The organism is Pseudobdellovibrionaceae bacterium, from assembly GCA_020635075.1.
Lineage (GTDB): Bacteria > Bdellovibrionota > Bdellovibrionia > Bdellovibrionales > UBA1609 > JADZEO01.
Genome location: JACKAM010000001.1, coordinates 1,290,809 through 1,311,699 on the forward strand (window position 1 = coordinate 1,290,809; position 20,891 = coordinate 1,311,699).

Consider the following 20,891-nt stretch of genomic DNA (forward strand, 5'->3'; position numbering starts at 1 on the left):
GGACCAAGCACTTCTTTAGGACCAAAATCCGGGGTTAGCCCACCGGGGTGATTGAAGCAGCGCTTCAACTGAAGATGGTTTCAGGAGGTGCTCTCAATGGCCCACTGGGAGCGGGTTTTACGCTCCAGACGATAGCTTCTCCCGAGCCAATAAACCAGGTGGAGACTTTGGACCATCACCAAAACCCCTGCTAATTGAAAAAGACTCTCATGAACCCATGGCGCAAGTAATAAGGCTAAAAGGCTCACTATATGGAAGCCAAAGTGTCGGCGAATGACTCCGTCGCCAATGATTTGCTTCATGTGGGGGATCTTCTTCCCCATCAATTTTGGATGAGACATGGTGGCCGACTGCAAATGAAACCACACCAAAAACGGCACAATCTTAAAGAGCATGGCCTGAATCACCGAGCCGGCCGCCGCAAATAGAACCGACAGTCCAAACACCAACTCCATTTGCGGGAAGTGTTCCCACAGGCGCGGGACAAAGAGCAGAGCCACGAGACTCAGACCAATGAGGGCCAAAAACCCCAAGTATAAATACCAAAACCAAAGAGTGGGATCTGAAATTTTGCGCTTGCGCTCGAATATGGTCTTTGCCGTCACCAGTGCGTAGGCCACCCCACCCAGACCAATGGTCGCCAGTCCACCGCTATCCACAACTGAGGCGTCAAAAGATGAGTTCGCCCGGACGCCCCACCAAATGACAGCGGAGACAAGCACCAGCAGGAGAAACACCACATGAGACAAATATTTTTTGATCCACTTCGGGTATGGTGCCGCCACATAAAACATGGGAATCACCTGGTAGCTCACACCCACGATCAATAGAAAAATCCAGCCCGTAAATCCCCATGTAACGTGAAGACGGGTCAGCCAGGGACGAAGCAAAGACCACCATGTGGCGTGGCCACCGACGAGGAGAAACCCAAAGAGAGCCGTGATGGCGAAAGACACCACGGCCCAGCGCATGGCCACTGATGTTTCATAGGCAGATCGAGAGCGGTAAAAACATTCAAGCGTAATAGTCACAAAGGTCGCCACTGCCATTAAAAGAAAAAGTCCTCCAGCACCCAATAGCCAAGATTCACCGCTGAGGAAGCCGGCAGACAGTGCCAAGGTCCCTGCGGTCATCGCTAAGTGGATCCACCCACCAAAGAGCTGGGGCTTCACCACCGGGGCACCGATCACCACGGGTAACATTTGAAAAAGTGCCCCCATCATGATCATGGCGGCAAAGCCTAAGGCAAACAGATGAGTCACCGCCAGCCATTGAGGAGACCATCGGGTCACTAAGACACCCTCGGGAGCTAAAACCAAAAGCAGGCCGGCAAGACCGGCCATGATAGGTGCGGTCAGAAAAAAGCGCAGGGGCACCGATAGGGGTGGTGCCTGATCGAGAGAAAGTCCTTGAAACATCAACTACCCGGCATGGGGCTTTTGGTCCATGGGACGCCCCACTTTCTGTTCGATGGCCCGGCGACTTTCCTCATCGCCATAGAGCCATACGAAGACCTCACAGAATCCGTCTTCGTCCCGGGAAATCCAATGCTCACAGCCAAGATTTTTCAACCGTGGCAAGAGTCCACAGGGCTCACGGCGATGGTGAAGGCAAATGTACTTTCCCGGCACCAACTGGTCGATGGCAGCCAGGGCTTTTTCCAATGGCTCGGGCGGTGCCAGTTCTCGGACATCCACTAAGGTTTCATCGACCATGATTCCCTCCAGTTGGAATTACATCTTTACTTCCTGCATTTTACCAATGACTTCATGACCTTCTTCAGCCAAGGCTTCGTCGCACATGGGGTAGAGAATCTGCTCTTCCTTCATATTGTGCTGCTGAATCAAAATCATCAAGGTTTCAGAAGCGCTCAAGAAAGCACTTTGGTCCTGATCCTGAACGGCCAATCCCATTTCCTCGACCAGGCCACGCATCTGCTGGTGCTCGCTGCGCATAACCATGGTGGGTCCAACAGGTCCGCCCATTTTGTCCTCCAGGATTGGAAAAAGAACCTCTTCTTCCATATTGAGGTGACGGAAAAACATATTGGTGAACTTTTCCATTTCCATGCGCGCTTCATCCCAAAGGCCTTTACTCACGACACTTTCGGCTTTGGCAAACAGATCATCACATTCACGGTGGTCACCGGTGAGAAAGTCACTGATTTGGTTCATGATTAGATCTCCTTAAAAGTTGAGCTGCAATACTAATGGCGATTTCCTGAGGAGTTTCGCCTCCGATGTCCAGACCCACGGGGCAAGATACCTTTTTTAATGCTTCCGCAGGCACGCCCTCTTCCATGAGCTGTTGTTGAAAGCGGGCCCATTTGGTGCGACTGCCTATGAGGCCGACAAAAGCAGCTGGCCGGGCAAGAAGCTCCTTGAGAAGCTTGCGGTCTTCCTCATGACTGGGAGTCATTATAATGGCGTAGGTCTTTTTGTCACACCAGTGCGTTTCCGGAAGAAAGGCCTCCCAATTCATTAAATGGCGAGTCACTTCCATGGGCAAGCGGCTGGAGTCGATCCACTCGGGTCGATCATCAATAACATGAACATCAAAGGCCGTTTCAGCTAAAGTCCGACACAAGGCCTGCCCGACGTGACCGGCACCGAACACATAAACCCTCGGGTTTTGATTTTGCACTTCCAAAAAAACCTCCGTCGATCCCCCACAACACTGTCCGGTGCGGGGGCACAGATCAAAGCGGGCCAATCGGCCTTCGCCAGCGGCCAAGGCCTTGGCCGCTTCTGCCAAAACCAGGACCTCCAATTGCCCGCCACCAATGGTTCCCCAAAAGCGACCGCTGGACTCGATGAGCATTTTTGTGCCTGGCTTTCGCGGCGTGGAGCCCACACTCTTCACCACTGTGGCCAGCACAAAAGGACGCCCATCTTGGCTGAGTTCCTGATACTTGTCCCACCACTTCAACATGGAGCCATCAATCCTTATAAAGCCTCTTGAGCAGAACCGGAATCATCTGACGCTTGTACTGAGGTGGGAAAAAGTCCTGCTTTAATGGAGTCACTGATTTCATCGCCACTTGGGCCACTGTTTGCCAAAACTCCTCATCCGATCCGTAGTCCTGTCTGACAAATTCCAAATGCACCGGATGGGTGTCCACGCCAGTCAAACAGGCCTGAAGGATCTCCTTATCACCCCTTTTCTCCTTGAGCATTGCCACTCCCAAAGAGGGAAAGTCAATGGCCTGGCGGATCCGCAGCTTGTCATAGCGAATCATTCCCGGAAGCGGCAGGGGGATTTCAATGCCCACCAACACCTCACCTGGGTTGAGGCGAGCACCGTAAAGCCCTTCTTGCTCGTAGAGGTCCTTCATGGGGAGCAACCTCTCACCGCTTCTGCCTTGAATCACCAACTGAGTGTTGGCCAATATCAACACCGGCGCCAGATCCGAGACAAAGCGCGCCCGACACACAGGAACACTTTTAGGTGTGGCCTTGGGAATCAAATGACAGATTCCACCTCCCGCCTTAAAGCACGCACCATGGGAAACCCGGTCCACATCACTTTGATTGTAGTACTTGCAGCGATTGTCCACCATGATGTTGCCACCGATGGTGGCCTGATTGCGAATCTGGGGACTGGCCACCAGGGCTGCGGTTTCAGCCAGGGCCGGAAAATGCTCTTTAATCAAAAGGTCTTTCGCCACATCCACCAATCGCGTGAGAGGTCCCAAATGAAGGGCCTTCTCCTGAGCCGCCAGGCGAATTCCTTTGAGTTCTGCAATCTGCGACAGAGCAATCACCGACTGGGGACTCTGCCCCTGGCGCTTAAGAGCTGGAATCAAATCCGTACCGCCGGCCATAAACATGGTGTGCCCAAGAGATTCATCTGCCAACAACTTGGTCAGACTATCCATATCCACAGGACGAAAGAATCGACTGTTCTCGACAATCATGGCTTCACCCCTTCTTTTTCGCGGATGGCCTGAAGAACCTTCTCTGGCGTTATGGGAAGACTGTGCAGACGGACACCGACAGCATCAAATATGGCATTAGCCACTGAAGGATTAAAGGGAGCCAAAGCCCCTTCGCCCACTTCCTTAGCACCAAAGGGACCTTCGTTTTCATCCCCGCTTCCAGGCACAATGACAATCTCTGGTTGTTCAAAGGGTGATGGGATTTTGTACTCCAACAAACTGGAGTTTTGAACCGCACCATTTTCATAGCGCATACCTTCCATCAACACCTGGCCCAGGCCCATGTGAATGGAGCCCTGAAGTTGCCCTTCCACTGCCAAGGGATTTAGAGCCTGGCCATAATCGTGGGCACAGGTCACACGGTCCACTTTGACGAAGCCCGTTTCCGCATCCACGGTGACTTCGGAAATAAAAGCCGTGTAGCTGTAGCTGGGACTCAAACCCGCACCGGCACCCTTAAAGCTTCCGCCCATTTTGGGTGAGACGTAGCCACCTTTACTTTGCAAGGCTCCTTGAAAGTCCAAACCTTTGCGGACGACATCCATATAGGCCAGTTCACGCCCGTCCGGGGACACGACTTTCTCGTCAACAAAGGTGAATCCATCTTGATAATTGGGATTGGCGCCCAGATAAAGATTGTCGTAGTCAGGAGCTCGCCCGCCTTGACGGAAAAAGCTTTCCGCATCACCAGGCTTGGTCTTGGGCGGCGGGTCCATTTCCAACAACTGACAGGCCGCCTCCACCAACTGGCGACGCATACGAATGGCGGCATTGCGAGCGGCATTGCCGGCCATAAAGGTCACCCGTGAGCTGTAACTTCCGTAATCAATGGGACAGGTGCGGGTGTCGGCGGCAATCACCTTGATCCAATTCATGGGTAGACCCAAGACCTCGGCGGCCATTTGCGCCAACATGGTGTTGGAGCCCTGGCCGATATCAGAGGCTCCTGAATACAGAGTGACTCCGCCGTCAAAATCAATGGTCAAACGCACGGTGGACTGGGGCATTTCGTTCCAGTGAATGGGCAGAGCACTGCCGCTAATAAAAAAACCACAGCCCACTCCAATGCCTTTGCCATAGGGAAGTTTGCCGTATTTGCTTTTCCATTCAGAGGCCGCCATGGCGTTTTTGAGTCCATGGTGAATTCCCACCGAAGTGATGCGGAACTCGTTGGTGGTTTTGGAGTTCGGCTGATGAAAATGGGCCAAACGCATTTCACAAGGGTCCACCTGCAACTGATGGCAGGCCTCATCGAGTAAAACCTCTGAGGCAAATCGAGGATTCACGCCCCCATGACCTCGCATGGCGCCGCACATGGGTTTGTTCGTATAAACCCGGTCGCAGTGAAAATTAAAATTGGGAATGGTGTAAGGCCCCTGGAGCAGAACACCGTTGTAATAGGTGGTCACCACACCAAAGCTGCCATAGGCCCCACCGTCGATCAGCATATAGCCGTCGAGGGCCTGAATGCCTTTGTCTTTACTCACACCTAACTTCATTTTGATCTTGGTGGGATGACGTCCATGATGGGAGTAAAAAACCTCTTCACGCTCAAATGTTAACCGAATATTGCGACCGGTCTTAAGCGCCGCTTTGACGGCAATCATCTCATGGGGAAAGGGATCACTTTTGCCACCAAATCCACCGCCCAACTGGGGTTTGATCACCCGCAGGCGGTGCATGGGGATCTCCAGCACATCAGACAAAGCCCGGTGCAGATAGTGAGGCACCTGGGTGGCCGAAATCACCGTCAAGTTGTCCCCGTCCCACTCCACTTGGGTGGCATGGGGTTCAGTGAAGGCATGGGTGACGGACTCAAAATCAAATTTGCCTTCCACCACCAGCTCAGCCGACTTCAGACCTTCTTCCACATCGCCAAAGGTCTGCTTCACTGTTTTGTGGATATTGGCCTTTTTGCCCAGTTCCGGATGAATCAAATCATCGGATTCCAACAAGGATTTTTGCGAATCCAAATGGGGCTTTTTCACCTCATATTCGACCCGGATGAGCTTCATGGCCGCAATCGCCGCCCGTTCACTCTCGGCAATCACCGCGGCGACTGGCTCGCCCACATACCTGACCCGCTCTTTGGCCATGGCCGGCTCATCTTTGCTGATGGGCAAAACCCCAAAGGTGCGATGAAAGTCGTCTCCCAAGACAAAGTCCACCACGCCTGGATATTTCTTTGCTTCACTCACGTCGACAGACAAGAGTTTGGCATTTGCATAAGGAGAGCGCAGGATCTTCACCCTCAGGGCATGGTGCAAACGAAAATCATCGGCATACTTGGCCCGACCAGTCACCTTGTCCACGGAATCAATATAGGGAGTTTTTTTGCCAATGATCTTGTAACTCACTGAACACCCCCGCCCAATTTTTCCGCCGCCAGGGCGATGGACTCTTCAATTTTGGTGTAACCGGTGCAGCGGCAGATAGTTCCCGAAATACACTCTTTGATTTCGTTCTTACTGGGCTTGTTGTTACTTTCCAATAGGGCCACGCCGTTGAGAACCATGGCAGGGGTGCAGTAACCGCACTGAAGCCCACCTTCCTCGACAAAGGCCTCCTGCACGGGGTGAAGTTCAGCACCCTTGGCCACACCTTCGATGGTTGTGATCACTCGTCCTTCCATATCAGCGGCCAGGGCCAAACAGGACAACAAAGGCTCTCCATCCACTAAAACCGTGCAGCAACCGCAGTCACCCAGATCACAACCTTTCTTGGTACCGGTGAGGTTGAGCTCTTCGCGCAAAAACTCCACCAGTGTCGTCATGGCCGGCACCGAGCGAATGTAGCGATGGCCATTAACTTCCAATTCCAAGGTCAAATGCTGTTGTTTTTGTTCTTTCGTGTTCGAGACTTCCATTGAATGATCCCAATCTTTAACTTGTTCTTTGAATCAAAGTGGCAATCCCCTGGCCGTGGCCAATACACATGGAGATCACACCCCACTCCTTATCAAGGCGAGTGAGGTTGTTCAGCAAGGTCGCCACCAATCGGGTCCCCGTGCACCCCAAAGGATGCCCCAGAGCGATAGCCCCCCCTGTCGGATTCACTTTGGATTCGTCTAGATTTAATTCCCGGACACAGGCAATGGCCTGGCTGGCAAAGGCCTCGTTGAGTTCAAAACAATCAATATCGGCCACAGTCTTGTTTTGTTTCTTGAGTAACTTCTGGATGGCCGGGATGGGTCCAAGTCCCATGGTCAAGGGATCAAGCCCCACGACAGCAAAGTCCACCACTCGCGCTTTTGCCTTGAGACCAAATTCGCTACAGCTTTCCTTATTGGCCAGCAAAGTGAGGCTCGCGCCGTCGCTGATTTGCGAACTGTTACCGGCCGTCACCGTCCCGCCTTCTTCTTTAAAGACCGTCTTGAGATCAGCCAAGGCTTCCATGGATGTGGTGGCCCGTGGTCCTTGATCGGCTTCAATCATTTCACCAGCGGCCGGTGTCGCCACAATTTCCGCCTTAAAATAGCCTTCTTTTTGCGCCACCACAGCCTTTCGATGGCTCTCAACCGCAAAGGCATCTTGCTCCTGACGACTAATGCCAAACTGATCAGCCACCTTTTCAGCCGTTAATCCCATGTTGGTAAACGGGAACTCATACCGCTTGAGTAATTCCTGATTGTAATCGAGAGCTGCCACCATAGGCACATGGTGCATATGCTCCACTCCGCCAGCCAACACGGCCCGATTTTGGCCGAGAGCCACGGATTGAGAGGCAAAGTGAAAGGCCTGAAGACTTGAGGCACACAGACGATTAATGGTCACACCTGGAACTGCATCCGGGTAGCCAGCCAACAAGGAGCTCAGACGGGCAATATTTTTCCCCTGCTCCAGGTGCTGGCCCACACAACCCACCATAACGTCGTCCACCTTTTCAGGGGAAAGGACACGTTGGCCGAAGTCCTTCAGCAAATGGGCCATCAACTCATCAGCTCTCACCTCGCGGTAAATGCCTTTGTCCTTATGGGCACGACCGATGGGAGTTCGTTTGGCTTCAACAATATAGGCGTCCATGATTTCCATCTCCTTACAAAGACAACAGACCGCAGCTCTTGCCCCCATCCACGTGCAAAATCTGCCCGCTGATAAACTCAGCCCGGTCCGAGCACAAAAAGGCCACGGCTGCGGCAATATCTTCGGGTTTTCCCATTTTTCCCGTGGGCTGCATCTTTATTAATCGCTCGCGGGCCTTTTCGGGCATTCCGCGAGTCATGGGGGTGTCAATGAATCCTGGCGCAACCCCATTGACCTGGATTTGATCGCGGGCCAACTCCAGGGCCAAGGTGCGTGTCAAACTCACCAAGCCCCCTTTACTTGCTGAGTAATTGGATTGTCCTACGTTGCCCAACCAACTGCGGGAAATGATGTTCACAATCTTGCCGCTTTTCTGTTCGCGCATCCTTGGGATCACGCTGCGACAGCAGAGAAAGGGGCCTTTAAGATTGACCGCCATCACTTGATCCCAGTCTTCCTCACTGAGTTTGGTGAGAAAATTATCACGAATAATACCGGCATTGTTGACCAGGACATCCACGTGACCGTGATCGGCGACCAGGGTTTTCACCATTTCGTCCAAAAAAGAGCTATCGGTCACATCACCTGCAAAACTCTGGGCCTTACCCCCATCGCTCACGAGCTGGTTTTCCGCCTGGCTAAGGCCGCTCTCGTCCCGATCGACGAGAGCGACAAATGCTCCCAGGCGGCTCAGCTCCTGACTGATGGCCAGACCAATTCCCTGAGCCGCACCGGTGACAATGGCTACTTTGCCCTTCAGTGAGATCATAGGGCTTCCACCACCATGGCAATTCCCTGTCCCCCGCCAATACAAGCCGAGGCCACACCCAATTTTCCGCCGCGGGCTTTAAGGCCCTTCAACAAAGTCGTGACCAGGCGTTGTCCTGTCGCCCCCAATGGGTGACCAATGGCTATGGCTCCTCCGTGGACATTGAGTTTTTCTTCATCCAACTCCAGAGCACGAGCCACACCCAAACATTGAGCGCCGAAGGCTTCGTTGATTTCAAATAGGTCAATTTGCGAGATGTTGAGCTTTAATTCTTGAAGCAAGGCTTTAATTGCCGGCACCGGCCCCAAGCCCATGACATTGGGATCAAGACCTGAAGCACACACACCGAGAATTCTTCCCATAGGTTTCAGACCATTCTTGGTGGCGTAGTCTTCACTGGCCACCAAAACCGAACAGGCTCCATCCACAATACCGGAAGCTGTCCCGGCGGTGGTTGGTCCTTCTTTGGAAAACACAAAAGGAAGCTTTGCCAACTGGTCTAAGGAGGTCTGACGAGGATGTTCGTCCTCGGCAATGTCCTTAACCCGGTTTAATTTCACCTTGCGTTTGTTGTAGCCCGCCATTTCAATTTCTGTGGCCTCAACAGCGGTGATTTCGTCAGCGAAGAAGTTCTTGGCCTTGGCCGCCTGGTAGCGTTCCTGACTACGCAAAGAAAAGGCGTCAACCTCTTCACGAGTCAGAGAGTATTTTTTGGCCACGTTGTCGGCAGTCATTCCCATGGGCACAGCCGCCGTGTCGTTGAGGGCCTCCCACAAAAGGTCCACATACTCGGGACGCCCCAGTTGAAATCCCTGACGGGCGGTAAAAGAAACCAAGGGGAAACGGCTCATGGTGTCTGTGCCACAGCCGAGAATCAAGTTGCCCTTGCCGAGAGCAATCTGTTCCGCCGCCTGGCCAATGACCTCAATTCCCGATCCACAGATTCTCTGTACCAAAGACGCCGGTGCTTCCAGCGGGGCTCCGGCATATAGGCCGATATGGCGGGGAAGAAAAAATGAATCCGCGCTGGCCTGGCCAATATTGGACACAATAACTTGGGCAATGTCTTCCGCCTTGACTCCGGCTTTTTTGATCACAGCCCTTGAAGCGAGAATACCCAGATCCGTCGGCGACACCGTCGACAGGGCACCTGTGTATTTGCCAAAGGGGGTGCGCTGTCCTTCAACAAACATCACGCCTTCAAATAGAGTTCCTGCACCTTCTTTTGTATGAAATCCTTTTGCTGATACTGCCATTTTCGTTCTCCTTAAGCGCCTTTAAATGCAGGCCGTTCGCGTTTAATCACACTACCCAGTCCAATACGGGCATCGGCGGTGGAAAAAATCTCCCTTAATCCCGCCAGTTCCATTTCCAAACCTTTGTTCAGATCCAACTTCTCTCCTTGATCAATTAGATCCATAGCTTTACTCAAGGCCAACGGCGCTTTGCTTCTCAGAGCCTTCTCCTGAGCGGCAAAAGCAGGCTGGGCCAGAAGGTCATCAGTAAGTACTCCATCAAATTCGGCAAAAGCATCCAGTTCCGGCTGGCCCTTTTTGCCTGAAGCCGACTGAGGGAAATCCATTTTCTCCAACTCTGTCCATGAACCCACTCTCTCAATCACCTGGTCAATCAGGCCAAGAGCCAAGGCTTCTTCCGCCTTAATCATTTTGCCGGTGGCGACAAGATATTTGGCGGCGGCTTTGCCCATGAGCCTTGTACTTCTTTGGGTGCCGCCAAGACCTGGGTAGATTCCGATGCCAGTTTCCGGAAATGCCAGTAGGCTTCGGGCAGTTCCCAAGCGGAATTTGCAGGCCAAAGCCAACTCCAAACCACCGCCAAGCGTGAGACCATCCAAGTAGGCGATGCTCGGTTTCGCACTGGATTCAATCTTCTTGAGCACCTCATGGCCAAAGGCTGTGAAGTTGTAGATGCGGTCCACATCTCCCTTGTCCATGTTGTCGATAAAGAACTTAATGTCGGCGCCTGCCACAAAGGCCTTACCTGAGCCCAAAAGAACGATTTTTTTGACTTGGCTATTTTTCTCAAGCTCATCCCACTTATCCGACAACTGCTGAACCACCTCTTCGTTCAAGGCATTCATGCTGTCCGGACGGTAAAACTGAAGAAATCCACACTCCCCCTGTACCGTGGCCTTAACAAAATCCAGGGCCACTCGCCCACCTTGAGGAGTTTGTTCCAATAGCTTGGGCATGGGAAGATTCCACTTTTTGAAAAGCTCCCCCGTCGCCGTTTTGACCCGATCCACACCAATGGCGTTCATCAGCTCAAAGGGCCCTTGAAACCATCTCAGGCCCATGCGTGCTCCCAAATCGGTTTCGCTGGTCGTGGTCACACCTTCACTCACCATCTGTGCGGCAACACCAAGGCTGGCCGCGAGCAGGCGATCAGTTACAGCCTTTTCATCATTTTTTCCTGAGTAGGCCACCGCCAAATCCCAATCGGTTTTGGTCGCCACTTGTTTTTTCAAACCTTCTGCCGGAGCATAAAAGGCGCCAAACTTTTCGGCCAAACCTTCGCAGGCGTGTTGGGCCACAGGGACTCCAGTGGCATTCATGAGCTTAAAGGGACCCATGCCGATCTTGAACAGTTTTTCAGCCGTCTCATCGATAAAGGCCGGTGAGCCCAAGCCTTCTTCATAGAGGCGAACGGCTTCATTGAGCCAGGGCACAAAGAAGCGGTTGACGGCAAATCCGGCTGCGTCTTTGACGACAATGGGAATCTTGTCATAGTAGTTGTAGAAATCCCTGAGCACCTCCACCAAACGAGGATCGGTCTTTTCTCCAGGGATCACTTCCACCAATTTATTTTTGGCCGCATGATAAAAATAATGAACGCCAATAAAGCGTTCGGGCTTTTTGAGGCACTTTGCCAGATCCGCCACCGAGTAAGAGCTGGTATTGGTCGCAAGGACACAGTCGTCGGCGACATACTCTTCAAGCTTGGTGAATAGATCCACTTTGACCTGAAAGTTCTCAAATACCGCTTCAACGATCAACTGGCACTCGGCGAAGGTTTTAAAGTCCGTGGTTGTCACCAGGCGCTCGAACAGAGAGGCTTTATCCTCGGGCCTCATGATCCGTCTTTTGACTGCTTCTTCAAGACTTGAGTCAATGCGCTCACGCCCTTTCGTCAACCCCTCTTCACTCACGTCTACCAGGTGAACCTGAAGGCCCTTCATCAAAAAATGTTGGGCAATGGCAGCACCCATGTTTCCCGCACCGACGACACCCACTTTGCGAATATCTTTACTCATGAGCACCTTTAGCCTCCTACTTCGTAATGTTTAGATACATAGCTATCGAGGATGATCGCCCGTTCCAAATTCTTGATCAGATAATAAATCGTCTGAATCACCGGAACCTCGACCTTATTTTCCTCGGCATAGCGGAACATCTGTCCGCAATGAAATTCATTTTCCGTCACATGAGCCCGCTCAATGTCCATGAGCATAGAAGGTTTGTGATCCCCTCCCTTGGCCAAATAGGTCATCGCTGGCTCAAAAAAGCTCTTTAAATCGTAGCCCCGGGTCTCTCCCACCAATATTGCTTCGCGCAGAAGCTCTCTTACCAAACGCACAAGCTCTGGCTCTTCCATGACCTGCTTCATGGTCATGCGGGTGAGGGCACACACCGAACCCAGGGCAGAGTTCAAGATCGCCTTTTTAAAGACCTCTTCCTTGTAGTTATCCACCAGCTTGACCGACAATCCGGCCTCAGACATCTCAACCGCCAGCTTTTCGGCGATGGGGCCGCACTCAGATTTTTTCGAGAGATATTGATCGTAACAAAAGGCCACGAACACATCGGTGCGGTTGACGAACTGAACCCCAAAATTGAGGATCATGCGCAAGGTTTTATCACTCCCAAACACTTGGGCGAGGATTTCTTCCACGTCCAGGCCATTTTGGCAGGAGACAAATAAGGTGGAATCTTTAATGCCATGGGCTTTAAGCTGCCGGGCCACCTCTTTGGTTGTGCAGCTCTTGGTACAGAACAAAACCACATCCGGCTGGGTGGCAACAAACTCGCCCATATCCGAAAACAGTTCCTCTAACTGGGCTGTCGCTTCCTTTTGACCCGAAATATGAAGGGGGTTGCGGCGCAAGACTTCTAATTTATGAGTCACCTGGTCCAAACAAGACACCCGGTGCCCTGCTTGTTTAAGATGAGCCGCAAACATCGCACCCACGGGTCCCAAGCCCACAATGCCATAATGCATACCAAACTCTCCTTTACTCAGACCCTTTTTCGCCCTCTTCGTCCACGCTCACTAAATAGGAGCCTTCCGGAACTTCCTTGTCCTGTTTCTGAAGAGATAAAATATAGGGCGCAAAATTCTTTTCAACCGTTCTAGGCACCAATTTAAACGAGGGCGTCAGCTCGTTTTTGTCCAAACTCAACTCCTGCTGCACAACCAGGGCCCGTTTGACCTTTTCGAAACGAATGGGATTGGACTCGTTGACTTGATCAATACAAGTGCGCAAACACCCTGAGAGCGCCTGACTTGAACAAGGGTTTTTACAAGCCTCCGCGTCCACATCACCAACGGACTCGGCGTTTACCAAATCCATATTGGGGAACAGTAAGGCTAAGGGTGCCTGTTGCCCGCTACCAAACACATAAGCATGTTTGATAAACTTGCATCGTGTCCTCAGCCGTTCTTCGATTCCAGCCGGAAAGACCTTTTCGCCGTTACTCAACTTAAACACCCGATCCTTGCGCGAGAGAATTTTTACTCCTCCAGGGGTGATTTCTCCCACGTCTCCCGTGTGAAACCAGCCGTCTTTTTCCAGCACTCGTTCAGTGGCCTCAGGGTTGCGAAAGTAGCCAGACATGACATTCGGTCCACGGACGAGAATCTCCCCTTCTGGGTCGAGCTTGACCTCGACACCCGGAATGGGAAAGCCCACCACACCCAGCTCCCTCTGCAGGGACAATTCGGTCAGGGTGCAACAGGGGGAGGTCTCTGTCAGTCCCCAGCCTTCCGCTACGGGAATACCTTTTTTGGTAAAGACGTTGGAAACACTCAATGGCAGTGGAGCTGCCGCCGTAAAAACAAACTTGAGATCGGGATGAAAGAAGGTGGCCTCAGCCTCCTTTGAAGTCAAAACCCGACCAATAATCTCCTGATAGATTTTGGGAACACTGAAATAAACATGTGGCTTTATGGTCTTAAAATTCTCAAATAAAAGGTCAATGTCCTTGCCAGCGGAATCATCGACGGCCAGACAGCCCCCTGAGTGGAGGGCAAAAAAGCGCTCAAACAATCCACCAAAGCTATGGTGCCAGGGCAAATAACAAAGAAACCGCATTCCCTCTTCGGGCTGCCAAAGGCTTTCCAGAGCCGTCTGTTGAGACATGATGTTGCGATGAGAGAGCATCACCCCTTTGGGGAAGTTGGTGGTTCCAGAAGTAAACATGATCATGCACTGTTGATCGAGTTTAACTTGAGAAATGGCGGCTTCAACGGCCGCTGAGTCCACCTGTTGAATCTGCTCCAAAACCTGCCCAAAACTACGAACCGTGGTCTTGCCACTGTTCCACTTCTCCTCAACCGGGCCACTGAGAATTACAACCTCTTTTGGCCACAGAGCATTTTGAACCTGCTTGAACTTTGCCCCATTTTCGACCACCAGGCCCTGAAGATCAGAAAACTCAACCAGCTGATTGAGAAAGTCCTTGGCGTAACCAATAAAAATGGGCACAGACACACAGCCAATGGACATGGTGGCCATTTCTGCAATCAGACGAGCATAGTTGTTGCCGGCGACAAAGCCAATGCGATCACCGGCCTTAAACCCCTGCTGCAACAAGAATCCCGCAAAGGCCGTGAGATCTTTTTTGACCTCCTGCCACTGCCAATACCGGTACTTGCCATTTTCCTTTTCGGCAAAGGCCGGGCGCTGAGCAAACTTCTCCCCATTGGCCAGAAGCATCTGACCAATGGTGTATTTGACTTCACCTAAGGACCGAGAACTCTTCAGGACTTCCATTAGGCATTGGCCTCTCTGAGTTTTACATGACGGAAGCCACCCCAAATCGCGGAGCCAATGGCTCCGGCAAAGGGAGCTAATTCGTGGGAGCAAATCTGCACGTCTGCACCTTTTTTGTCATCGGTGGCCAGCTCTTGCATCGCCGTGGTCAAGCCCACATCACGGGACAATCCGCCGGTGACCAAAACCTTACCTTCAGCCTTAATCATGCGCAGCAGGTTGACCAATCGACGGGCCATGGAAAGGTGAATTCCCTTAAGAATATTTCCGGCGCTGATTCCCCGGCTCACCATATTGATGACGTCGGTTTCCGCAAGCACCGCGCAGATTCCCGAGACGACTTCCGGGTTGTCGGCACCGACGGACTTAGGGCCCACGTCTTCAATACCAATCCCCAGATACCGGGAGATGTTTTCCAAAAACTGTCCAGAACCAGAGGCACATTGGGAGGTCATGCGATAACCCAAGACCTTGGATCTGTCGTCCATGATCAAGGCCCTTGAGTGCAAGGCCCCGGCGTCCACCACCGCCCTGGCATCGGGATTCATAAAAATGGCTCCCCGAGCATGGGATGTCATGGTGTAGAAGTGTCCACTTCTAAAATCGACCATCTCCCCTTCGCCGGTGGTGGCAATGTAACAAATGTCTTCGGGTTTCATGTCGTGGCTCTCAAGCAGGTGATCATAGGTCATGCGAATGACCTCCTGGGTGTCCCGCTTGCGAATCTTGTTCAGAGTCGTACCGATTAATTTCTCGTTTTTGCCATCCTCGTCAAAGGACATCAGGGCACACTTAATCGCGCTTGAACCAACATCTATTCCTACGGTGTGAAACATGATCATTCTCCTTTCACACTCAGTGGGTCGCCACTTTTTTGTTGAGCTGTTTTAAATCCAATTTGGCCATTTCGCCCTTCTTGTCTCGCTTGGCAAACAGGGCCGCTCCCAGTGCTCCGGTGTAGATACTGTCGGCACTGATATTGAGAATCCGCTTGCCGTAGTTCTCCTCCACCAACTTTTCAAGAGCTGTGACCGCCGCCTGGTTTTTGGCCACGCCACCTGTAAAGGTGAACTCGTCGTCAATACCGCCACTTCGCGCCAAAAGAGACATGGCGCGAAGGATCATGGCCCGATGAAGACCGGCCAGAATGTCTTCCCGTCTTTCACCTAAAGACAAGCGCTCACGCAGCTCGGTTCCGGCAAACACGGTGCAAGTGGAATTGATCTTCACTTGTTTATTGGACTTCATGGCCATGGGGCCTAGTTCATGAACGCCCATATTCATTTCGTCCGCAATATATCCCAGATAACGGCCACAACCAGCGGCGCAGCGGTCATTCATCTGGAAGTTGGTGACAATTCCCTGTCCGTCGACCTGAATGGCCTTGGTGTCCTGTCCGCCAATATCCAAAACCGTGCGAGTATTGGGGAACATATAGTGGGCCCCCAATCCGTGACAGAGGATCTCGGAACGAATTTGCTCTTTGGGAAAAGGCAGGCGTTGACGACCATAGCCCGTGCCGATGGTGTTCAGCGGGTTGAATTCCAGCGAAGCCACTCGATCGGTGACCGCCCGAATCTGTCCTTCATACTTGGAGAACTGAGGCATTTTGACAATCTCTTCACAGGCCCAGTGGATGTACTCATCAAAGAAACTCGCGTAGCTTTGGCTTTCCACTCGCAGAATGGCCCGGTCGTAAATGCCGATCAATTTATCGAATAACCGCGAGTCATTTTTGGCCAACTCCTCCACACAGGTCATGAAGCAACTGGAGGCAATGTCGCGGAAGAAATCGCTGCGCGATTTGACGTTGGGGAGAAAGATTTCGTGAGCATCTTTCTCCATGCGCTCAAAAATCTCGGCAAGAAGTCCCGGAACATGACTCCACTCAGGATCTTTGTTCACCACCAGTGGGTCCAGGTAGCAGGCCTCAGTCAGAGCCGTCAGCTGCTTCAGATGCTGGGCCAGTTTGTACTTGGCCTCAAGCCAGGCCAACAGATCATCGGCCACACCTTTGAATCCAGCGTCTTCTTTCACCCACCGTTGAAGCAATGCAAAGCGGGAGTTGATCTCCGCCTCTTCGCTGGCCACCTGGCAGGCGATATCGTAGTTGCTGCGGGAGTTGGTGATCCCGCGGCCCAAGATCTTTTCATCGGTATCAATAAATATGGCCTTGGTCGTTGTCGAGCCCAGGTCAATTCCAATATAGCAATCCATGACCTCTCCCTTCCTTAAAGTGTCGACTCGGGGGCCCGACGGCCATCCCGTTTGGCATCAATCATTTGAAAGTAACTTTCCAGGCGGTTTTTGATGTTGGCCGCACTGAAGTAGCGGGGATCCACCAGGTCGGATTCAATAAATCCACCGGCTCGACCGGTGCGGCTTTCCAACTCACGAAGCATCATCAACTGACCGGCGGAAAAGGAGTTACAACTCTTGATCGAATTAATAACAAATCCATCCGCATCGTAGTCTTTAATGTACTTCTCCAAAATCCCCACCCGGTCGGTCAGGTTGTGATTGGTGTAACAACCCAAGCAGTACTCGGCCAAACTCTCCAGGGGGTAACTTCCATTGTGGCGGAAGCCGTCCGAGTAGTAGCCACCCACCTTGGTGTAAGTTGAACCGACAACCACCGCTCCCTCATCGTAGAACATCTTCCAGAACTCGCGGAAGCTGGTCCAGTTGGGAGGACCTTCCACCACCAGCCGGTATTTTTCCTTCGTCATCACCCCATCCGGAGTGATAGGGCCCAGGCCCTGGCGGACCCGCTCTTCCACTTCCCCACGCAGAGTTCTGTAATACTCTTCAGCCTGCGGCAGACCACGGAAAGCGGAGAAGATAGGACCGATATAGTAAACACCACCAAAGTAAGCATCAATGGGAGAAGGTTTGTTTTTGGCTGATTCCCACACGGCGACCAGATCGTTTTCGGCACGACCTGATGAGTTGAGCAGTTCACCCAAGCGATCCATATCCAGTTTGTTACCAGAGATCTCTTCCATCTTGGGAATCACCACATCCTTCAGCTGCTTGACCACGTAGTCGCGCATTTCGGGAGTGACCTTGCCCTCCGCCTGGTAGGGCACATGAAGCATGACCACCGGGCAGTTGTATTCCTGTTTGAGAAGCTCAAACCACTTCATAAAGGTAAAGCAACCTGTGTAACTCAGAAGCAGAAGATCAGGCTCCGGTAAAGGATCACCCGTGGGGCCGATATTTCCCCGACGGAGCATTCCGATATCCGCTTTCACATAGGTGCAGACGTCTTCCGAATGGCCGTGTTTCTCTGCCTCTAGGACATAGGCTCCGGTCTTTTTGCGCATTGCCGATTGCAGAGCATTGATCTCAGGGTGGACCGGTAGCATATCAAGGGCCCAAATCAGCTCATTGAGGTTGCCCGGAACAAAGGTGTAAACCACCTTTTTGTTGTCCTGCTTGGCCGTGGTCAAGGCCTTGAAGTGATCGCCGATCATCTTCTTCTGCAGAAGCATACTCTCTTCTTTTTCCACTGTTTTGGTTTGATCTTTTGTATCGCTCATTAGCAACCCCACAGTTTGATTGAGTCAGCAAAAGTTCCAGTCTGTTCCTTGAACACACTGAACTGCCCGGTGTTTTCTGAATAATTAAAGCTGGTAAAAGGAATGTTGGCCCTGGTCAAAGCCTCGGTCAGCATGGGCCGCTCCAGAAGAGCGGGGTCACAGAAGCTGGGTGCACAGAAGATCACCCCTTCAGCATTAAGCCTCTTCACCTGATCGACCAAAAAGGCTCCCTTTTCGGCTTTGTCCTCGTACTTGCTGGCCGTCTCCACGCCGTGAAAGAGGTAGGCGCTGGCCAAACTCTCCAATGGATCCGCCGAGGGCTTGATGTCACCTTCAATGAAGCGGACACCCAAGACCCAGTCATCTTCAACAATATAACAACCCGATTGTTCAAGACCTTTAATAAGTGCCAATGGTGGTTGTTCACAAAAAGCCCCTGAAACGACCACGCGAATGTTGTCCATTTTGTTGCGCTTCTCGTGAACCACCTGCTCCATGTATTGCTTCACAAGCTTGGTGTGCTCCTCGACGTCCATAATGTTGGCAGCCCGAAGCAGAAGATAAACTTCGCTTGTCCATACCAGGTGGGGCTGTTCGGAGCGCATCTTATAGAGTGCAGCCAGTGCGCGACGGTTTTCATTATAGAGCTGAATCGAGTGATTGAGGGCCTCTTCCGTCACCTTTTTGCCACCGAGCTTTTCCAGGTCGGCCGCCAAGGTACGCATTTCAAATTTATAGAACTCGCCACCAATGGCCTTGTCAAAATTTTGAGGCAAATCCATGTACTTGACAAACTTGTCCTTAAACAACATTTGCCACATACCACTCAGATTGCGGATGACATCACATATGGCGGGGAAAAGCATGCCGTCCATGCAATCCAGACGCCCCGACACACCCAACTCAATCGTCGACCTGGGAATATGGCAAATATAGGATTGAAAGTAGGCATCGCCTTTGATGATCTCCAAATCAGATCCACCACCCATGACTCCCACCGGCAACATTCCCGCTGCATGAATCACCTCGCGGGGCACATAGACTGGCAGATAGCCAACGGCCTTGCCACCCGTGCGATTCTTCCAGTCTTTGACATAGGTAAAGTCCAGGTCATTGTACAGATTTTCACAGTACGAAATGATCTCTTTCACGTTCACTTTATCACCTCTTGCTAATTAGCTTCCGCCAAAAAGAACTTGGTCTTATTGGCCTCATATACTTTTTTAATTCCATCCACATTAGGGACCTTCTCCCTCTCAACCAATAATCCCCTTAAAAACAGAGAATAGATGTCGTCGATCAGGTCGTCGGCCGTGCCGTGCATCCGCGGGCTGTACCACCCAAAAACCCAGTTCATCATGCCAAAAAGGAGCAGAGTCTTTTTTTCCAATTCCTTCTTCGACAGTTTCTTGCCAGTCTTTGCACGAAACAAATCCGCCACAATCAATTGACCTTGCTGACGGTATTCCTCTTTTAGGTCCCGAATGGTGGCGGACCTCTCCACATCCAGGTTCTGTGTACCCAGCATTAACACCCGCATCTCATTCATGTGGGCCAGGAAATATTTGATGTGGTTGTAAATCAGGGCGTACATCCTCTCCTCTGGCTCATCCAGCTTTTCCAACATCACGCGCAAGGTGGAAGAAATGGCCGAAAAACCGTGAAGATTGATCAGGAAGAGGAGTTCCTCTTTACTCTTAAAATAATTGTAGAGACCGGACAAACTGTAACCAGTCTCCTTGGCCAAATCCCGCATACTGGTGCCGTAATAGCCCTTCCTGGCCATCAGCAGACTGCAGCGGTTGAGAATCTCTTCAAGTCCTTCTTTCAATGGGCATCCTTCCACTGGGGTTCGCGTTTATCCAAAAATGCCTGGATGCCTTCTTTGGCATCTTCCGTACTCATAAGGTCTTTAAGATAGAGCTTCTCCAATGCGCCAATGTACCTATTGTAGTGATCTGTCACCACAAAGCGACTGGCTTGATGGGCAATGCGCAAGGACTGGGGGCTCTTTTTGGCAAACTCCGTCTCAAAGAATTTGGCCACCATTTCGTCCATGCCCCCGTCCCCGGCCACCTGATTCACCAAGCCGTACTGATCAAGAGTTGTGGATGTCCACTGTTCACCGCCAAGAATGATCCGATTGGCAATGGCCTCAGGGACCTTCAAGGGAAGCAGCACACAGGCCACGGGTGGAAATACCGCCAATTGGATCTCGGGCACGGCAAACTTGGCCTTTTCTTCTGCGAATACAAACGTACAGGCCATGGCCACTTCAAAACCGCCGCCAAGACAAAGACCTTTGACTTTTGCCAGCGTAGGCACTGGCGACTGGAGAATTTGACCGCAGAGTTTGTGAAACCCGGGAAGCATATCATTGACCAATTCAGGCTTATGTTCTTCCACACTAGCGCCAAAGCTAAAGTGCTTGCCTTCGCCCTCGATGGTGATCAGCTTACACTTGGGATCTGCCTGGAATTCAGTCAAAGCTTGACTGAGTTCCTTCATCATTTCTGCCGTGATGATGTTCGCCGGCGGTGAGGCCAGGACGATTTCTCCCACCTGGCCAGCCTGTTTCTTTTCAACTCTAATCAGATTGTAAGCCACA

19 protein-coding genes are annotated in these 20,891 nt (G+C 51.8%); all 19 read right to left on the reverse strand.

What is annotated here, in order from left to right; genetic code table 11:
* Positions 1–80: 80 nt before the first annotated feature.
* From H6624_05635 to H6624_05725, 19 genes are read right to left on the reverse strand one after another with little or no spacing between them, the layout of a single operon-like run.
* Entirely contained in the window at positions 81–1,418 is a 1,338-nt protein-coding gene (locus H6624_05635; GenBank protein ID MCB9083802.1) for a hypothetical protein, read from the reverse strand.
* 3 nt (positions 1,419–1,421) lie between these two features.
* The gene (locus H6624_05640; GenBank protein ID MCB9083803.1) at positions 1,422–1,715 is read right to left on the reverse strand and encodes a DUF2249 domain-containing protein; all 294 of its coding nucleotides are present in this window, start codon (positions 1,713–1,715) and stop codon (positions 1,422–1,424) included.
* Between the two features lie 18 nt (positions 1,716–1,733).
* The gene (locus H6624_05645; protein MCB9083804.1) at positions 1,734–2,174 is read right to left on the reverse strand and encodes a hemerythrin domain-containing protein; all 441 of its coding nucleotides are present in this window, start codon (positions 2,172–2,174) and stop codon (positions 1,734–1,736) included.
* Complete coding sequence (xdhC, locus tag H6624_05650) at positions 2,158–2,931, reverse strand: xanthine dehydrogenase accessory protein XdhC (GenBank protein MCB9083805.1); 774 nt, start codon at positions 2,929–2,931, stop codon at positions 2,158–2,160. The genes H6624_05645 and xdhC overlap by 17 nt, the downstream gene beginning before the upstream one ends.
* Before the next feature lie 7 nt (positions 2,932–2,938).
* Positions 2,939–3,916 carry an FAD binding domain-containing protein gene (locus H6624_05655; GenBank protein ID MCB9083806.1) on the reverse strand — a complete coding sequence of 326 codons (978 nt, stop codon included), beginning with the start codon at positions 3,914–3,916 and terminating at the stop codon, positions 2,939–2,941.
* Positions 3,913–6,294 (reverse strand): molybdopterin-dependent oxidoreductase, encoded by a 2,382-nt coding sequence (locus H6624_05660; GenBank protein MCB9083807.1) that lies wholly within the window; start codon positions 6,292–6,294, stop codon positions 3,913–3,915. The genes H6624_05655 and H6624_05660 overlap by 4 nt, the downstream gene beginning before the upstream one ends.
* A complete protein-coding gene (locus H6624_05665; GenBank protein ID MCB9083808.1) occupies positions 6,291–6,803 on the reverse strand; it encodes a (2Fe-2S)-binding protein in 513 nt (170 codons plus the stop codon). The genes H6624_05660 and H6624_05665 overlap by 4 nt, the downstream gene beginning before the upstream one ends.
* Before the next feature lie 16 nt (positions 6,804–6,819).
* The gene (locus H6624_05670; protein MCB9083809.1) at positions 6,820–7,962 is read right to left on the reverse strand and encodes a thiolase family protein; all 1,143 of its coding nucleotides are present in this window, start codon (positions 7,960–7,962) and stop codon (positions 6,820–6,822) included.
* Positions 7,963–7,972: 10 nt separating this feature from the next.
* On the reverse strand, positions 7,973–8,728 hold the full coding sequence (locus H6624_05675; protein MCB9083810.1) for an SDR family oxidoreductase: 756 nt from the start codon (positions 8,726–8,728) through the stop codon (positions 7,973–7,975).
* On the reverse strand, positions 8,725–9,984 hold the full coding sequence (locus tag H6624_05680) for a thiolase family protein (protein ID MCB9083811.1): 1,260 nt from the start codon (positions 9,982–9,984) through the stop codon (positions 8,725–8,727). The genes H6624_05675 and H6624_05680 overlap by 4 nt, the downstream gene beginning before the upstream one ends.
* An 11-nt stretch (positions 9,985–9,995) precedes the next feature.
* Positions 9,996–12,002, reverse strand: coding sequence for an enoyl-CoA hydratase/isomerase family protein (locus H6624_05685; GenBank protein ID MCB9083812.1), 2,007 nt, complete (start codon positions 12,000–12,002; stop codon positions 9,996–9,998).
* An 8-nt stretch (positions 12,003–12,010) separates the two neighbouring features.
* Positions 12,011–12,967 (reverse strand): 2-dehydropantoate 2-reductase, encoded by a 957-nt coding sequence (locus tag H6624_05690; GenBank protein MCB9083813.1) that lies wholly within the window; start codon positions 12,965–12,967, stop codon positions 12,011–12,013.
* Between the two features lie 13 nt (positions 12,968–12,980).
* Positions 12,981–14,741 (reverse strand): AMP-binding protein, encoded by a 1,761-nt coding sequence (locus tag H6624_05695; protein MCB9083814.1) that lies wholly within the window; start codon positions 14,739–14,741, stop codon positions 12,981–12,983.
* Positions 14,741–15,577, reverse strand: coding sequence for a benzoyl-CoA reductase subunit D (gene bcrD, locus H6624_05700; GenBank protein ID MCB9083815.1), 837 nt, complete (start codon positions 15,575–15,577; stop codon positions 14,741–14,743). Before bcrD ends, H6624_05695 begins: the two co-directional genes overlap by 1 nt.
* Before the next feature lie 19 nt (positions 15,578–15,596).
* The gene (locus H6624_05705; protein ID MCB9083816.1) at positions 15,597–16,958 is read right to left on the reverse strand and encodes a benzoyl-CoA reductase subunit A; all 1,362 of its coding nucleotides are present in this window, start codon (positions 16,956–16,958) and stop codon (positions 15,597–15,599) included.
* Positions 16,959–16,972: 14 nt separating this feature from the next.
* On the reverse strand, positions 16,973–18,283 hold the full coding sequence (bcrB, locus tag H6624_05710; protein MCB9083817.1) for a benzoyl-CoA reductase subunit B: 1,311 nt from the start codon (positions 18,281–18,283) through the stop codon (positions 16,973–16,975).
* Positions 18,283–19,440, reverse strand: coding sequence for a benzoyl-CoA reductase subunit C (gene bcrC, locus H6624_05715; GenBank protein MCB9083818.1), 1,158 nt, complete (start codon positions 19,438–19,440; stop codon positions 18,283–18,285). The genes bcrB and bcrC overlap by 1 nt, the downstream gene beginning before the upstream one ends.
* A 14-nt stretch (positions 19,441–19,454) precedes the next feature.
* Positions 19,455–20,114 (reverse strand): TetR/AcrR family transcriptional regulator, encoded by a 660-nt coding sequence (locus H6624_05720; protein ID MCB9083819.1) that lies wholly within the window; start codon positions 20,112–20,114, stop codon positions 19,455–19,457.
* On the reverse strand, positions 20,111–20,890 hold the full coding sequence (locus H6624_05725; protein MCB9083820.1) for an enoyl-CoA hydratase/isomerase family protein: 780 nt from the start codon (positions 20,888–20,890) through the stop codon (positions 20,111–20,113). Before H6624_05725 ends, H6624_05720 begins: the two co-directional genes overlap by 4 nt.
* Position 20,891: the final 1 nt, after the last annotated feature.

Coding starts and splice junctions, on each gene's coding strand:
- H6624_05665 (MCB9083808.1), bottom strand. CDS start 6,803: ATGGAAGTCTCGAACACGAAAGAACAAAAACAACAGCATTTGACCTTG.
- H6624_05640 (MCB9083803.1), bottom strand. CDS start 1,715: ATGGTCGATGAAACCTTAGTGGATGTCCGAGAACTGGCACCGCCCGAG.
- H6624_05685 (MCB9083812.1), bottom strand. CDS start 12,002: ATGAGTAAAGATATTCGCAAAGTGGGTGTCGTCGGTGCGGGAAACATG.
- H6624_05645 (MCB9083804.1), bottom strand. CDS start 2,174: ATGAACCAAATCAGTGACTTTCTCACCGGTGACCACCGTGAATGTGAT.
- H6624_05690 (MCB9083813.1), bottom strand. CDS start 12,967: ATGCATTATGGCATTGTGGGCTTGGGACCCGTGGGTGCGATGTTTGCG.
- H6624_05675 (MCB9083810.1), bottom strand. CDS start 8,728: ATGATCTCACTGAAGGGCAAAGTAGCCATTGTCACCGGTGCGGCTCAG.
- H6624_05695 (MCB9083814.1), bottom strand. CDS start 14,741: ATGGAAGTCCTGAAGAGTTCTCGGTCCTTAGGTGAAGTCAAATACACC.
- bcrB (MCB9083817.1), bottom strand. CDS start 18,283: ATGAGCGATACAAAAGATCAAACCAAAACAGTGGAAAAAGAAGAGAGT.
- H6624_05635 (MCB9083802.1), bottom strand. CDS start 1,418: ATGTTTCAAGGACTTTCTCTCGATCAGGCACCACCCCTATCGGTGCCC.
- H6624_05705 (MCB9083816.1), bottom strand. CDS start 16,958: ATGGATTGCTATATTGGAATTGACCTGGGCTCGACAACGACCAAGGCC.
- H6624_05680 (MCB9083811.1), bottom strand. CDS start 9,984: ATGGCAGTATCAGCAAAAGGATTTCATACAAAAGAAGGTGCAGGAACT.
- xdhC (MCB9083805.1), bottom strand. CDS start 2,931: ATGTTGAAGTGGTGGGACAAGTATCAGGAACTCAGCCAAGATGGGCGT.
- H6624_05655 (MCB9083806.1), bottom strand. CDS start 3,916: ATGATTGTCGAGAACAGTCGATTCTTTCGTCCTGTGGATATGGATAGT.
- bcrD (MCB9083815.1), bottom strand. CDS start 15,577: ATGTTTCACACCGTAGGAATAGATGTTGGTTCAAGCGCGATTAAGTGT.